The following is a 15,251-nucleotide window of genomic DNA, read 5'->3' on the forward strand; positions in this document are numbered from 1 at the left end:
AGCCACGGTCAGTTTGCCGGTTCAGTTCCGGGCCGGGCGGACGGCGGCGTACCAGTCGAGCAGGTCCGGATTGTCGACCGCGCTGCGTTCAACGACGCGCGTCGGGTCCGCGCCTTGGAAGAGCTTTTTGATGGGGACCTCGAGTTTCTTACCGGTGCGGGTGTGCGGAATGCCGGGGGCGACGATGATTTCGTCCGGGACGTGGCGGGGGGAGACCTCGGTGCGGATGGTGGTGTTGATGCGGGTTTTCAGGTCTTCGGTGAGGGCGGTGCCCGGGGTGAGGGTGACGAATAGGGGCATCCAGTAGCCGCCGTCGGGTTGTTCGGCGCCGATGACGAGGGCCTCGGTGATTTCGGGGAGGCGCTCGACGGATTGGTAGATATCGGCGCTACCCATGCGGATGCCGTGGCGGTTGAGGGTGGAATCGGAGCGGCCGTGCACCACGATGCTGCCCCGTTCGGTGATGGTGATCCAGTCGCCGTGTCGCCAGATGCCGGGGAACATGTCGAAATACGCGTCGTGGTAACGGATTCCGTCCGGATCGTTCCAGAAGCGTACCGGCATGGACGGCATCGGCTTGGTGATGACGAGTTCGCCGACCTCGTCACGAACCGACTTGCCGTCGGCGTTGAAGGCCTCCAGCGCGACACCCAGGTAGGGCGCGGAAAGCTCGCCCGGCCAGGTCGGTACGGTCCGCGCGCCGCCGATGAAGGCGGAGACCACATCGGTGCCGCCGCTGATCGAGGCAACCTGCACGTGGTCACCGACATTGTCGCTCAACCACATCGCCGATGCGGGTGGCAGTGACGAACCGGTGATGCCGACCTGCCGCAGCGCGGTGAGGTCGTGGTCGGTGCGCGGCACCGAACCCGCCTTGATGCAGGCGAGCACGTAGCCCGGACTGGTGCCGAGTACGGTCGCGCCGACCTGGGATGCGATGTGCCACAGTGCATCCGGGGTCGGGTAGGTGGGGCTGCCGTCGTAGCAGACAATGGTCGCACCGACCAGCAGTCCGGCGACCTGGAAGTTCCACATCATCCAGCTCGGGCTGGTGTACCAGAAGAAAGTGTCGTTGGGTCCGATATCCGCTTGCAGCGCAACGGCTTTGAGATGCTCCAGTACGACTCCACCATGCCCGTGCACGATGCCTTTGGGCAGTCCGGTGGTGCCGGAGGAAAACACGATCCACAGCGGATGGTCGAAATCGACCGTCTCGGTTTCGATGACAACGGCCTCGGTATTGGCGGCCGCCTCGGTCCAGGCCAGTGCGTCCGGAACCGGCAGGCCCAGCTGGGAGACGGCGACCGTGGTCTGCACGGTGTCGAGTCCCGCCCGCAAGGCCGCGATATCGTCGCGCTTGTCATGCGTTTTACCGCCGAACCGGTAGCCGTCGGCGGTGATCAGCACGGTTGGTTCGAGCTGGCCGAGCCGGTCCAGCGCCGCCTTGGGCGAATAGTCCTGACCGCAGGCGCTCCACACCGCACCGATGCTCGCGGTGGCCAGAAAGGCGATCACCGCCTCCGGAATATTCGGTAGGTATCCGGCCACCCGATCACCCGGCCGCACGCCGAGCGAGCGCAGTGTGCGCGCGAATGCGGCTGTGCTGTCGATTAATTCGCTCCAGGACACCTCCCGCGCCGGAGCATCCTCGGTCACTGCGATGATGGCGGGCCGATCGGTGCGAAATTGTCGTACGACCTGATCGACATAATTCAGCCGAGTGCCCGGAAACCACTGCGCGCCAGGCATTTCGGTACTTTCCAGCACCTCGCCCGCGATCGGACCGAGCTCGAAGTAATCCCACAGTGCACCCCAGAAGCCGGGCAGATCGTCGACCGACCACTGCCACAGCGACCGGTAATCCGGCGCGGAATGTCCGGTGCGGGCAGCCACGAACCCGGCGAAGTCGGTGATGCTCGCCTCCGCGATATCAGATTCGGTCGGCATCCATTGTGGTTGCACCGCATTACCTCCTGGCTGAGTTTCGAAAAATCAGGTGTGGTTCGCGCGCCGCACGATCTGCTCGGCATGGCGCAGCACCGGGGCATCGACCATACGGCCCTCGAATGCGAAAACGCCCCGATGGTTCGGGACTTCGTCGAGTACCCTTCGAGCCCAGTCGATTTCGTCATCGGACGGGGCGTAGGCCGCCCGGATGACCGGCACCTGGCTCGGATGGATCGCCACCTTGGCGTCGAAGCCGCTCGCGACCGCGTCCACCGCTTCGGCGCGCAGCCCGTCGAGATCGCGGATGTTCAGATACACCGAGTCCAGCGCGAACTTGCCGTACGCCTTGGCCGCGAGCAGCGTCGTCGACCGAACATGGCGTGCCACATCGCGATAACTGCCATCGGCATGCCGACTGGAGTTGCCGCCGAGCCCGGCGACCAGATCCTCCGCACCCCACATGGCCCCGATCGCATTGCGCGCCGATACCGCTTGTCCGACAGCCATGGCGCCGAGCGGCGATTCGACCAGCGCGATCACCTCGTAGTCGGAGAGTGAGTCGAGTTGTTCGGCGGATTCGGCTTTCGGCAGCATGATCCGTCGATACTGGGTCCGCGCCAATGCCGCGAGATCCGATTCGTGTTCATCGGTGCCGACGGCATTGATCCGCACCACGGTGGTCTCGGGGTCCAGCTCGGTCCCGACGAGTGCCTTGCGTGCGGCGGCTTTATCCCCGGCCGCGACCCCGTCCTCGAGATCGAGGATCACCACATCGGCCGCCGCGGCGGCTTTTTCGTAGCGTTCGGGGCGGTCGGCCGGGCAGAACAGCCAGGCCGGTCCGGGGATTTGCCAACTCATGCGGGCTCCTTGCGCACCAATGTCTTGCGTACCGCAGTCGCCACGATATCGCCATGCTGGTTGCGAGCGGTGTGCGCGAAGGTGAGGATGCCCTCGCCCGGACGGCTCTTGGATTCGCGCTTATCGGTGACCACCGTCTCGGCATACATGGTGTCGCCGTGGAACAGCGGCTTCGGGAAGGCGACTTCGGAGAAGCCCAGATTGGCGACGATCGTGCCCTGGGTCAGCTGCGCGACCGAGAGGCCGATCAGGGTGGAGAGGGTGAACATCGAATTCACCAGGCGCTGGTGGAACGGCGGCAGCTGATCGCTGAAGGCCGCGTCCAGGTGTAGTGCCTGGGTGTTCATGGTCAGCGTGGTGAACAGAACGTTATCGGCCTCGGTGATGGTCCGGCCCGGTCGATGCTCGTACACCACACCGATCTCGAACTCCTCGAACCACAGGCCGCGCTGCACCACCCGGCGTGGGGCGTCCGTCTCCGTCACAGGCCCAGCTCCCGTCCGATCAGCATCAGCTGTACCTCCGTTGTGCCCTCGCCGATCTCCAGGATCTTGCTGTCGCGATAGTGCCTGGCCACAGCGTATTCGTTCATGAAGCCGTAGCCGCCGAAGATCTGGGTGGCATCGCGGGCGTTGTCCATGGCCGCCTCGCTGGCCACCAGCTTCGCGATGGAGGCTTCCTTCTTGAACGGTTTGCCCGCCAGCATGAGTGCGGCGGCGTCGTAATAGGCGGTGCGCGCGGCGTGGGCGCGCGCCTCCATGCGGGCGATTTTGAAGGCGATGGCCTGGTTGCGGCCGATGGCCTGACCGAAGGACTCGCGCTCCTTGGCATAGCGCACGCTCTCGTCCACGCAGCCCTGGGCCGCGCCGACCGACAGCGCCGCGATGGCAATGCGGCCCTCGTCGAGAATGCGCAGGAAGTTGGCGTAGCCGCGACCGCGCTCGCCGAGCAGATTCTCCTCCGGCACCCGCACGTCGGTGAAGCTCAACGGATGCGTATCCGAGGCATTCCAGCCGACCTTGTTGTAGGCCGGTTCGGCCACGAAGCCGGGGGTGTCGGTGGGCACGAGGATGGTCGAGATCTCCTTCTTGCCGCCCGACTGTCCGGTCACCGCGGTCACCGTCACCAGTTTGGTGATATCGGTGCCGGAGTTGGTGATGAACTGCTTGCTGCCATTGATGACCCATTCGCCGCTATCGGCGACCGCGGTGGTCCTGGTGCCACCCGCATCGCTGCCTGCACCGGGTTCGGTGAGTCCGAAGGCGGCCAGATTGCGGCCACTCGTCAGCTGCGGCAGCCATTCCTGCTTCTGCTTATCGTTGCCGAAGCGATAGATGGGCATGGCGCCCAGCGAGACACCGGCCTCGAGCGTGATCGCGACACTCTGATCGACCTTGCCGAGTTCCTCGAGCGCCAGGCACAGCGCGAAATAGTCGCCGCCCATACCGCCGTACTCCTCAGGGAACGGCAGGCCGAACAGGCCCATATCGGCCATACCCGCGACGACCTGGTACGGAAACGTATGGTTCGCATCGTGTTCGGCGGCTACGGGCGCGACTACCGACTTGGCGAAATCGCGCACCGTCAGTGCTAGGTCGCGATAGTCCTCGGGCAGTGTGCCGGTGGACAGAAAGTCACTCATGCGGAAATTCCTTCTCGCTCAGCGTTCGGGTTCGGTGGAGGCCGCGGCGATGCGCACCAGCGGCTGGTCGAGGCGGACCTGAACCCCCGGTTCGACCAGGACTTCAACGGTGCCCGCGACCGGCGCGGTGAGCGTGTGCTCCATCTTCATGGCCTCGACCACGACGACCGGGGTCCCCACGGCGACGGTGGCGCCGTTGGCGACCGGTACCGCGATCACCGAACCCGGCATGGGACTGCGGATTTCGGCGTCGCCGACATGTTCGGCGCCACCGCGGACATTCACCTCGGCAACCTCGCGCAATACCGCGACACCGGAGGGGCCGGCCACCCAGAGCTGTCCGTCGTGCTCCGCGACGCGGTAATCCCGGCGCACACCGTCCAGCGTCAGGACCAGCCTGCCGTCGGTGAAATCAGCAGTGAGCGAAACTGGTTCGCCGCTGTTGAGGTGCACGTCGGCCGCGTCGGGCGAGCCGGTCAGGTAGACGTGCTCGGTGCGGTCACCGCTGGCGAGCCTGATGGTGGTCGGCGCGGGCGTGCCGATGCGCCACCCGGACGGGATATCCCACGGATCGCTCGCCGCCGCAGGCCAGCGCCGCAGCCAGTGATAGGCGGCGCCAGCCATGAACTCCTCGTCCCCGACGGTGGCGGGCCGGAAGTCGCCGACACGACGATCCAGCAGACCGGTATCGAGCTTCCCCGCGGCCACATCCTGGTCGGCCAGTAGGAAGCGCAGGAACTCGATATTGCTGGTGACCCCGAGCAGAACGGTATCGCTCAGTGCTCGATCGAGTTTCGCGAGCGCGGTATGGCGATCGGCGGCGTGCACGATGACCTTCGACAACATCGGATCGTAATCGCTGCCGACGACGGTGCCGATGCGTAGGCCCGAATCCACCCGCACACCAGCGCCTTCGGGCTCGGACAAGTCGAGCACCGTGCCGCCGGTGGGCAGGAAGCCGCGACCGGGATCCTCGGCATAAACGCGCGCCTCGATCGCATGTCCGACCAGCCGCAGCTCATCCTGGTCCACCGCGAGCTTCTGCCCGGCCGCGACGCGTACCTGGCACTCCACCAGATCGATCCCGGTGACCAGCTCGGTGACCGGATGTTCCACCTGCAGACGGGTATTCATCTCCATGAAGAAGAACTCGTCCGGCCGATCGGCGGAGACGATGAATTCGACCGTGCCCGCACCGACATAGTCGACGCTGCGTGCGGTATTGCAGGCTGCCGCGCCGATGCGTGCCCTGGTCGCGGCATCCAGCAGTGGCGACGGCGCCTCTTCGATGACCTTCTGGTGCCGCCGCTGCAGGCTGCATTCGCGTTCACCGAGGTGGATCACGTGGCCGAATTGGTCAGCAAGGATCTGCACCTCGATATGGCGTGGCCGGGTGACGAATCGCTCCAGGAACAGGGTGTCGTCACCGAATGCCGCGGCTGCTTCGCGTCGTGCGCTGGCCAGCGCGGCGGGCAATGCCGACGGCTCCTCGACCAGTCGCATACCCTTACCGCCACCACCGGCGGATGGCTTGACCAGTACCGGATAGCCGATATCGGTTGCGGCGTCGATCAATTCGGCATCGCTGAGGCCAGGACGGGCGATACCGGGGACCACGGGCACATCGAACGCGGCGACGGTGTTCTTCGCCGCGATCTTGTCGCCCATGATCTCGATCGCCTTGGCGGGCGGCCCGAGGAACACAATGCCCGCCTCGGCCAGCGCGGACGCGAAGGCGGCATTCTCGGAAAGGAATCCGTAGCCCGGATGCACGGCCTTGGCGCCGGTGCGCACCGCCGCGGCGACCACCTTCTTGATATCGAGATAACTTTCCCGGGCCGGAGCCGGACCCAGGCGCACTGCGATATCCGCCTCGCGCACGTGCCTGGCCTGCGCGTCCGCGTCGCTGTAGACCGCGACCGAGCGAATGCCCATGGCGCGCAAGGTGCGGATGACCCGCACCGCGATCTCGCCGCGGTTGGCGACGAGCACGATGTCGAAATCGACGGGATGGGATTTGTTCATCATCGCGATCACATCCGGAAGACGCCGTAGGAAACGGGTTCGAGCGGTGCCTGCGCACACACCGAAAGGGCAAGTCCGAGTACGGTTCTGGTGTCGGCCGGGTCGATGACGCCGTCGTCCCAGAGCCGCGCGGTCGAGTAGTACGGATTGCCCTGATGTTCGTACTGTTCCCGAATCGGCGCCTTGAATGCCTCCTCGTCCGCGGCCGACCACGGCTGTCCGCTGCTGTCGAGTTGATCCCCGCGCACCGTCGACAGCACCGAGGCGGCCTGCTCACCACCCATTACCGAAATCCGCGCGTTGGGCCACATCCACAGGAAACGCGGTGAATACGCGCGCCCGCACATCGAATAGTTGCCCGCGCCATAGGATCCGCCGATCACCACCGTGAGTTTCGGCACCCGCGCACACGCGACCGCGGTGACCATCTTGGCGCCGTGCTTGGCGATACCGCCCGCTTCGTAATCGCGCCCGACCATGAAACCGGTGATGTTCTGCAGAAACAGCAGCGGAATCTTGCGCTTATCGCACAGTTCGATGAAATGCGCGCCCTTCATGGCGGATTCGCTGAACAGCACGCCGTTATTGGCGATGATGCCGACCGGATGGCCATGGATGCGGGCGAATCCAGTGACGAGCGTCTTGCCGTATTCGGCCTTGAATTCGTGGAATCCGTCGCCACCGTCGACCAGCCGATGGATGACCTCGCGAACGTCGTACGGCGTGCGCGGATCGACCGGGACAACGTCATACAGTTCTGACTCCGGCTTCGCGGTCGCGACAGTCGGCGTCACCTCCCAGGGGCTGGCCGGGCGCGGGCCGAGCGTGGCCACAATGCGGCGCACAATGCGCAGCGCGTCCTGATCGTCCTCGGCCAGATGATCGGTGACTCCCGAAGTGCGCGAATGCAATTCGCCACCGCCCAGTTCCTCGGCGGTAACCACTTCCCCGGTCGCGGCCTTCACCAGCGGCGGTCCGCCGAGGAAAATCGTGCCCTGATTGCGCACGATCACCGCCTCGTCGCTCATCGCGGGCACGTACGCACCCCCGGCGGTGCAGGAACCGAGTACCGCGGCGATCTGTGGAATTCCCTTGGCGCTCATGGTCGCCTGGTTGTAGAAGATGCGCCCGAAATGCTCCCGGTCCGGGAACACTTCGTCCTGGCGCGGCAGGAACGCACCGCCTGAGTCGACGAGATACACACAGGGCAACTGGTTCTGCAATGCGACCTCTTGGGCGCGCAGATGCTTCTTCACCGTCATCGGGTAGTAGGTGCCGCCCTTGACCGTGGCGTCATTGGCCACGATCACACATTCCCGCCCGGAAATCCGCCCGATGCCGGTGATGATCCCGGAGCCGGGGCATTCGTCGTCGTACATGCCGGTCGCGGCCAGCGGCGAGAGCTCGAGGAACGGGCTGCCCGGATCGAGCAGCTGATCCACCCGCTGCCGGGGCAGCAGCTTGCCGCGGGCCACATGTCGCTCGCGCGCCTTCGCGGGCCCGCCGAGCGCCGCAGCGGCCAGCCGGGCGCGTAGATCCTCCAGTAGCGCCCCATGTGCCGTGCGGTTGTCGACCCCGACCTGTTCGGTCACCGTCATCACGCCGTCCTGCCATCCAGTTAGTCGCCGATAACTGGAATTCAGGTTAATATTGATTAACCGAGATGTCCAGGTGTGCTGAAAGGAGGGCGTGTGACCAGCACCGACCCCGGCACGCTCACCCGCAGGGAAAAACTGAAGATGCAGCGCAGGGAGCAGTTGCTCGATGCGGGTGCCCGGCTCATCGCCGATCGTGGGTTCCTCGGCATGCGCCTGGACGACCTCGGCGCGGCCGTCGGGATCAGCGGCCCGGCGGTCTACCGGCACTTCCCGAATAAGGAGGCGCTGCTGGTCGAACTGCTTATCGGGGTCAGTCAGCGGCTGCTCGCGGGTGGGAAGGCGGTGGTGGCGCGGACCGGGTCGGCGCGGGAGGCGCTGGACGGGCTTGTCGATTTCCATCTGGACTTCGCGCTCGGCGAGCCCGAACTCATCCGGATCCAGGACCGCGACCTCGAGAACGTGCCGGTCGGGCCCAGACGAGAACTGCGGCGCACCCAGCGTCAGTATGTCGAGATCTGGGTGACGGTGCTGCGGGAGTTGCATCCGGAACTGCCGGAGGAGACCGCGCGGGTGCAGGCCCATGCGGGCTTCGGCTTGATGAACTCCACGCCGCACAGCGCGACCAATGCCACCGCCACCCGGGCCCGGCCGGTCCTGCGACAGATGGCGCTGTCCGCATTGGGCTAGGCCCGCCGGAATCACCGGGCGGTCCACCCGCCGTCCATGGTGTAGGACGCGCCGGTGACCATGCCCGCGTTGGGTGAGACGAGCCAACCCACCAGTGACGCAACCTCTTGCGGCTCGACCAGCCGCTTGATCGCACTCTCGGTGAGCAGCACCCGCTCCAGCACCTGCTGCTCGTCGATGCCATGTGCCTTGGCTTGATCGGCAATCTGCTTGTCCACCAACGGCGTTCGAACATATCCGGGATTGACGCAATTGCTCGTGACGCCGTGACGGCCGCCCTCGAGCGCCGTCACCTTGGACAGGCCCTCCAGAGCATGCTTGGCCGTCACGTACGCGACCTTGTATTCGGACGCGCGCAATCCATGTACCGAGGACAGATTGATGATCCGGCCGAAACCTCGCTGGTACATCCGCGGCAGTGCCGCGCGGATGAGCAGGAACGGCGCTTCGACCATGAGCGTCATCAGGTTCCGGAATCGCTCCGGCGGGAAGTCCTCGATCGGGTTGATGCTCTGTACACCGGCGTTGTTCACCAGGATGTCCACGTCCAGGGTGAGATTTTCCAGTGCCGCGACGTCGAGAAGATCTATGGCCCAGGCTTTTCCATCGATATCGCTCGCGAGTGCCTTCGCGGCCACGTCATCGATATCGGCGATGGTGACGATGGCGCCGCGCGCGGCGAGTTCTCTGGCGCAGGCGGCGCCGATGCCGCTGGCGCCGCCGGTGATCAGGGCGGAACGTCCGGTCAGATCACTCATGCCTGCGCCTCGCTGGCGCTCGGCTTCCGCACGACGGTTTCGGCCGGGATAGGTGCCGATTGCGCGGCAAGGTTTTCCGCGTCGGCGGTGTCGATGCTCTCCAGTGTTATGCCCTTCGTTTCGCGGGCGAACAGGACGGCGATCGCGGTAATCGCCGCGGCCGCAGCCAAATACAGGGCGATCGGTACCGCCGACCCATAGGTATTGAGCAGGCGCACGGCGATGATCGGGGCGAGCGATCCAGCTACGATCGAGGTGACCTGATAACCGAGGGAGACACCGGAATACCGCATCCGGGTGGGGAACATCTCGGCCATGATCGCGGGCTGGCCCGCATACATGAAGGCGTGGAATACCAGGCCGATAATGATCGCGGACATGATGATCGCGTTATGGCCGCTGTCCATCATGGGGAAGGCGAAGAAGCCCCAGGTGCCCGCGGTGAGCGCGCCGACCAGGTACACCGGCCGTCGGCCGAAGCGATCGGAAAGGCTGCCCGCCAACGGAATCATGACCAAGTGCACGGCATGTGCGGCCAGCAGCCACCAGAGGATGACCTTGGTATCGACGTGCACGTGCACCTTGAGATAGGTGATGGTGAACGTGACCACCAGGTAGTAGAGGATATTCTCGCCGAATCGCAGCCCCATGGCGGTGAACACACCGCGCGGGTAGCGCCGCAGCACCTCGACGACACTGAGCGAATTGGCCTTGATCTGTTCGATTTCCTGCTGTGCCGCAACGAAAATGGGTGCGTCGGTGACCTTGGTGCGAATGTAGTAGCCGACCAGCACGACCACCGCGGACAGCCAGAACGCCACACGCCAGCCCCAGCTGAGGAAGGCGGCGTCGGACAGCGTCGAGGTCAGCGCCAGTAGTGCGACCGTCGCCAACATATTGCCCACCGGCACCCCGGCCTGCGGCCAGCTAGCCCAGAAGCCGCGCCTGGAGTTCGGACTGTGTTCGGCCACGAGCAGTACCGCGCCACCCCATTCGCCGCCGACCGCGAAGCCCTGAATGAATCGCAGGACGACGAGCAATGTCGGTGCCCAGTAACCGATTTGGGCGAAGGTCGGTAGACAGCCCATGAGGAAGGTCGCGCTTCCGACGAGCACCAGACTGAACTGCAGCAGCTTCTTGCGGCCGTATTTGTCACCGAAATGTCCGAAGACGACACCGCCCAAGGGGCGTGCGGCGAAACCGACGGCGTAGGTGATGAAGGCGGCGAGGATCGCGTCGAGATCGCTGGTGTCCTTGGCGAAGAACACCTTGCTGAAGACGAGCGTCGCGGCCGTGCCGTAGAGGAAGAACTCGTACCACTCGACGACGGTGCCCGCCATGGACGCGGCCACCACCCGCCTCAGCCCGGCCGGTACCCCGCCGGGATCGTTTCCCGTCGGCCGCATCGCATCGCGCACACTCATCGAACATCTCCTTCATGACCGGGGCCACATCTGGCAAGCAGATGTGACGGCCCCCACATTTCGTGGTCAGCACGAGTATTCGTGCACATATCTTCGGCCGCAATAACCAGTTGTGCAGTGCGCATCTGCAAGAATGCAGATATGAGTTCGGCCGCACCGGGTGCCAGCCGCCCCAGCGCGGATGATCTGCTGGTTCTGCTCGCCGTGGGGCGCTCCGGGCGCTTCGTGTCGGCGGCCGAGGAGCTGGGGATCAACCACACCACCATCTCGCGCCGCATTGCCGCACTGGAGCAGACGCTGGGTGGGCGGGTACTGACCCGGGTGACCGGCGGTTGGGAGTTGACCGATCTCGGGCGCGAGGCGTTGGCGGCGGCCGAGGCAGTGGAATCGGCGGTCAAGTCCCTGGCTACCGATGCCGACGGCATGCGGGTGCTGGAGGGTGTGGTTCGGATTTCGGCGACCGACGGGTTCAGTGCCTATATGGCGGCACCGGCCGCCGCGGAGGTGCAGCGGCGGCATCCGAAGATCTCGGTCGAGATCGTGGCGGCGACTCGGCGTGCCTCCCAGCAGCGGTCCGGTCTGGATATCGAAGTTGTGGTGGGTGAGCCGCAAGTGCACCGCGCAAGGGCTATTCGGTTGGCCGATTACTGTCTCGGTCTCTATGGTTCCCGCGACTATCTCCGTGAACACGGAACACCGACGGCCATAGGAGATCTCGCGCGCCACTCGTTGGTCTACTTCATCGATTCCATGTTGCAGGTGGACGAGTTGGACCTGGCTTCCAGCTTCCGACCCGCCATGCGTGAATCCGTCACTTCCACAAATGTTTTCGTGCACGTCGAAGCAACCCGCGCAGCTGCGGGCCTCGGTTTGCTGCCATGCTTTATGGCCGATCGCCACGACGACTTGATCCGAGTGCTTCGAAAGGAAGTCTCCATTCGCCTCACCTATTGGCTCGTCACTCGCACCGAGACATTGCGCAGGCCCGAGGTGGCGGCGGTCGTCGAGGCGATACAGGTTCGGGTGCGGGATCAGCGGAATGTGCTGCTCGGCTTATCGGCGTAATCGGTTGACAGCCTTCGTGATGTCGTCAAGGGTCGGGTATCCGTGCGGTCCGGCAGGGGCGGGCTCGCGCGGAAAATCCCGGCGGACGTGCAGGTTTCAGGCGGCGTGGCCGTTGGCCCGGTCGAGGGAGAGGGTGCCGTCGACCATGCGGTAGACAGCGTTCATCTGATGTAGGTGGGTGTGGTCGTGGGTTACCAGGAGGGTGGCGGCTTCGTGGGTGCGGGACACGGTAAGGATCAGGTCGATTATGGCGGTGCCGCGTTCGGTGTCGAGGGCGCTGGTTGGTTCGTCGATGACCAGGAGGGCCGGGTCGTTCATCAGGGCACGAGCTATGTTGACGCGTTGGCGTTGGCCGCCGGAGAGTTGCGCGGGGCGTTTGGAGTGTTGGTCGGCCAGGCCTACGGCGTCGAGTAATTCCATTGCCTTGGTGCGGGTTCCGCGGCGTCGGATGGGAGAGGTGAAAAAATGCTGGCCGAGGTGGGACATGGCCTGTAGTTGTTCGACGGCGGTCAGCGCGGGGATGAGGTTGGGGTGTTGGAAGACGATGCCGATGGACGAGCGGCGTAGGGCGGCGGCCTTGCGGCGCGTCAATGTGGCGAAATCCACGGTGCCGTAACGTGTTTCGAGGGTCACCTCGCCAGAGTCGGGGCGGATCAGGGTGGAGACTACCGCGAGGAGGCTGGATTTCCCGGAGCCGGAGGGGCCGGTGATCGCGGCGATGGTGCCGCCGGTGACATGCAGGTTCACGTTGTTCAGTGCGGTGAGGCGGCCTGCGCCGTCCGGGTAGGTGAGGGTTGTTTCGTTGACGGTGAGAGCGGTTTTCGTCATGGTCGCGGTGGTCATGCGGGTCTCCGGAGGTCAGCGGGTCGCACCGAGTGCGGTCAGCGGGTCGATGGTGAACAGGAAGCGCAGGGCGATGGCCGCGCCGACCAGGCCGAGGAAAATCAGGACCGCCGCGGGGAACAGGGTTGTCGAAGGGCTGAGTACGAATGGCAGTCCCTCGCCCATGAATGTTGCTGCGGTGACCGTGATTCCGAGTCCGACCGCGACACCGGCGATCAGTACGATCGCCGCTTGGGCGAGGGCGTCGCGGACCAACGATCCGGATGTCGCGCCGAGTGCCTTCAGGGTCGCGATATCGGGCATGCGCTGCACCGTCCACACGGTGAAGAATGCGCCGATCACCAGCGCCGAGATGGCGAACAGCAGCACCGTCATCAGTGTCAGCGAACCGTTTTCGGCTTTGTAGGAACCCAACGCCGACAGCGATTCGGAGACACTGGTCGAGGTCGTATGCGCAGATGCGTTGGCGGAGGCGGTATTCGGGATGCCGGATACCGCGAGCACCGTGGCGGCGCCGCCGCGGGGACTCGCCGATTGCCAGTCGGCGAGTGTCATCCAGGCGACGGGGGTGTGGCTGTACCAATCGTCGCCCTGGACCGCGGCCACGCGGAAGGTGCCCGCGCCGAACGTGACGGTGTCACCGGTGATGGCATCGAGGTCCTCGGCCGCGCCGGAGCTGAGCACGACAGTGCCGGAATCGGTTGCGACGCGGTTGCCGAATGCGGTTGCGGTGGTCCCGAACAGCGCGACCTGGGCGGGTTTCCTTGCACCCTGACCCGATACCGCGCCCTGCGCCCGGCTGATGCCGATCGGGTCAACGGAACCCGCGGCCGCCTGCCACGCCTCGACCTGTTGCTCGGTCAGTGCGGAGGTGTCGAAGGAGGGATCCGCGCCGTTATCGGCGAAGACAATGGCATCGGCATGGATCGCCTCGATGGCCGAGATGTTCTGGTGCGCGAGTCCGGTGGTGAGACCGCTGAGGAAACTCACCAGCAGCGCCACCAGGGTGACGACCAGCGTGATGAGCAGAAAACGGCCGCGTGCGGCCCGCAGATCCCGGAGTGCGACGAACATGCCACCACCCTGCCGCGCTCCGAGGTCACCGCCATCGCGCATGCGGAGGTATGCGGCCCGATCGAAGGTTGTTCGGTGTTTTACGCCTTTCGATGGATGCCGCCCGGATAGCCGCACATAAGCTGACAACGTGCATTCGTCGCCGCTCACCCCCGTCTTCACCGCGCTGCGGTTGGGGCTGCATGTGCTGGTGACGACGCTGGCCGTGGTGGTCGCGGCGCGTGCACTGCTGCCGGGTGCCGGACATCCGCTCGGCGTCCTCACGCTGACCGCGGCGTTCTCGGCCGTGTACTTCGCCGGTGCGCTGGTCGGCCGCCACCCGGCGGGGATCCGCATTTGGTTGGCGGCGCTGACGGTGCTGTGGCTCGCACTTGTGGTGCTCGCACCCGATGCCGGATACCTCGCATTCGGTGTGTTCTTCCTCTACCTGCACCTGCTACCACGGCCGTGGAGTCTGCTCGCGGTCGGTGCGGCCACCGTGGTGGCGGTGATCGGTTTCGGGGTGCACCGCGGCTGGTCGGTGGCGGGTGCGATCGGGCCGATTATCGGCGCGGCCGTGGCGGTGGGGATCGGGCTCGGCTACGAGGCGCTGTTCGGTGAATCCGCCGAACGTCAGCGCCTGATCGACGAATTGCTCAGTACCCGAGCAACTCTCGTGGAACAGGAGCGCACGGCGGGCAAGTTGGCCGAGCGTGAGCGGCTGGCGCAGGAGATCCACGACACCGTCGCGCAGGGGTTGAGCAGCATCCAACTACTGCTGCACGCCGCGGAGCAGTCGGCACCGGAGCATCCTGCGCTGCAACAGATTCGCCTCGCCCGCGAGACCGCGGCGGAGAACCTAGCCGAAACCCGAAGGCTGATAGCGGAATTGACCCCCGCCGCGCTGGAGGGGCAGAGTCTCGCGCAGGCGCTCGAGCGCATCTGTCAACGCGCCGAGACTCCCGGACTGCTTGCCCAGATGGTCGTCGAGGGCACGCCGGAGCGGCTGCCGATGCCCGTCGAGGCGGCACTGGTTCGGATCGCGCAGGGGGCGGTCTCGAATGTGGTGCGCCACGCGGACGCGAGCCGGATGCGATTGACCCTGACCTATGCCGACACCGATGTGTACCTCGACGTGGTCGATGATGGCATGGGCATCGATCAATCGGTGCTCGACCGCGCACCGACGGGGACCTTCGGTCTGGCCGCCATGCGCAGTCGCGTCGAACAGCAGGGCGGCACAATGGCGGTCGAGTCGGAACCCGGCCACACCGCGGTCACCGTCTCGTTTCCGCTGGAGCCCGTATCAGCGGAATACCGCTCGGTTACAGACCTGTCGGCGCCGGTATCG

At 65.4% G+C, this 15,251-nt stretch carries 12 protein-coding genes and 1 pseudogene; 3 read left to right on the plus strand and 10 right to left on the minus strand.

The features are described 5' to 3' along the window. Positions 1 to 21 precede the first annotated feature (21 nt). Genes AB0J47_RS05340 through AB0J47_RS05365 form a run of 6 tightly spaced genes read right to left on the minus strand, consistent with a single transcriptional unit; the run spans position 22 to position 8,070 of the window. Complete coding sequence (locus tag AB0J47_RS05340; RefSeq protein ID WP_364340810.1) at positions 22 to 1,947, minus strand: acetoacetate--CoA ligase; 1,926 nt, start codon at positions 1,945 to 1,947, stop codon at positions 22 to 24. 45 nt (positions 1,948 to 1,992) lie between these two features. Beyond that, complete coding sequence (locus AB0J47_RS05345; protein WP_364340812.1) at positions 1,993 to 2,805, minus strand: CoA ester lyase; 813 nt, start codon at positions 2,803 to 2,805, stop codon at positions 1,993 to 1,995. Next, complete coding sequence (locus AB0J47_RS05350; protein WP_364340814.1) at positions 2,802 to 3,290, minus strand: MaoC family dehydratase; 489 nt, start codon at positions 3,288 to 3,290, stop codon at positions 2,802 to 2,804. The genes AB0J47_RS05345 and AB0J47_RS05350 overlap by 4 nt, the downstream gene beginning before the upstream one ends. Further along, a complete protein-coding gene (locus tag AB0J47_RS05355; protein ID WP_364340816.1) occupies positions 3,287 to 4,447 on the minus strand; it encodes an acyl-CoA dehydrogenase family protein in 1,161 nt (386 codons plus the stop codon). Before AB0J47_RS05355 ends, AB0J47_RS05350 begins: the two co-directional genes overlap by 4 nt. A gap of 18 nt (positions 4,448 to 4,465) precedes the next feature. Next, the gene (locus AB0J47_RS05360; protein ID WP_364340818.1) at positions 4,466 to 6,475 is read right to left on the minus strand and encodes a biotin carboxylase N-terminal domain-containing protein; all 2,010 of its coding nucleotides are present in this window, start codon (positions 6,473 to 6,475) and stop codon (positions 4,466 to 4,468) included. A 5-nt stretch (positions 6,476 to 6,480) separates the two neighbouring features. Then, on the minus strand, positions 6,481 to 8,070 hold the full coding sequence (locus AB0J47_RS05365) for a carboxyl transferase domain-containing protein (protein WP_364340820.1): 1,590 nt from the start codon (positions 8,068 to 8,070) through the stop codon (positions 6,481 to 6,483). 141 nt (positions 8,071 to 8,211) lie between these two features. Here AB0J47_RS05365 and AB0J47_RS05370 point away from each other — a divergent pair, with 141 nt between their 5' ends. Beyond that, on the plus strand, positions 8,212 to 8,757 hold the full coding sequence (locus tag AB0J47_RS05370) for a TetR/AcrR family transcriptional regulator (RefSeq protein ID WP_364341343.1): 546 nt from the start codon (positions 8,212 to 8,214) through the stop codon (positions 8,755 to 8,757). Between the two features lie 11 nt (positions 8,758 to 8,768). Here AB0J47_RS05370 and AB0J47_RS05375 read toward each other — a convergent pair whose 3' ends face one another. Then, complete coding sequence (locus tag AB0J47_RS05375) at positions 8,769 to 9,515, minus strand: 3-hydroxybutyrate dehydrogenase (RefSeq protein WP_364340822.1); 747 nt, start codon at positions 9,513 to 9,515, stop codon at positions 8,769 to 8,771. Then, the gene (locus tag AB0J47_RS05380; RefSeq protein ID WP_364340824.1) at positions 9,512 to 10,939 is read right to left on the minus strand and encodes an MFS transporter; all 1,428 of its coding nucleotides are present in this window, start codon (positions 10,937 to 10,939) and stop codon (positions 9,512 to 9,514) included. Before AB0J47_RS05380 ends, AB0J47_RS05375 begins: the two co-directional genes overlap by 4 nt. Before the next feature lie 141 nt (positions 10,940 to 11,080). On the opposite strand from AB0J47_RS05380, the gene AB0J47_RS05385 reads away from it, so the two are divergent. Beyond that, on the plus strand, positions 11,081 to 12,004 hold the full coding sequence (locus AB0J47_RS05385; RefSeq protein ID WP_364340826.1) for a LysR family transcriptional regulator: 924 nt from the start codon (positions 11,081 to 11,083) through the stop codon (positions 12,002 to 12,004). 96 nt (positions 12,005 to 12,100) lie between these two features. On the opposite strand, the gene AB0J47_RS05390 is transcribed toward AB0J47_RS05385, so the two are convergent. Then, complete coding sequence (locus AB0J47_RS05390) at positions 12,101 to 12,832, minus strand: ABC transporter ATP-binding protein (protein WP_364341345.1); 732 nt, start codon at positions 12,830 to 12,832, stop codon at positions 12,101 to 12,103. Positions 12,833 to 12,862: 30 nt separating this feature from the next. Continuing rightward, positions 12,863 to 13,921 (minus strand): ABC transporter permease, encoded by a 1,059-nt coding sequence (locus AB0J47_RS05395; RefSeq protein WP_364340828.1) that lies wholly within the window; start codon positions 13,919 to 13,921, stop codon positions 12,863 to 12,865. A 130-nt stretch (positions 13,922 to 14,051) separates the two neighbouring features. Between AB0J47_RS05395 and AB0J47_RS05400 the strand changes: the two are divergent. Then, positions 14,052 to 15,200, plus strand: a pseudogene (locus AB0J47_RS05400) (sensor histidine kinase); the annotation flags it as partial. Positions 15,201 to 15,251 lie beyond the last annotated feature (51 nt).

Origin of the sequence: Nocardia sp. NPDC049737 (assembly GCF_040674755.1) — a bacterium.
Lineage (GTDB): Bacteria > Actinomycetota > Actinomycetes > Mycobacteriales > Mycobacteriaceae > Nocardia.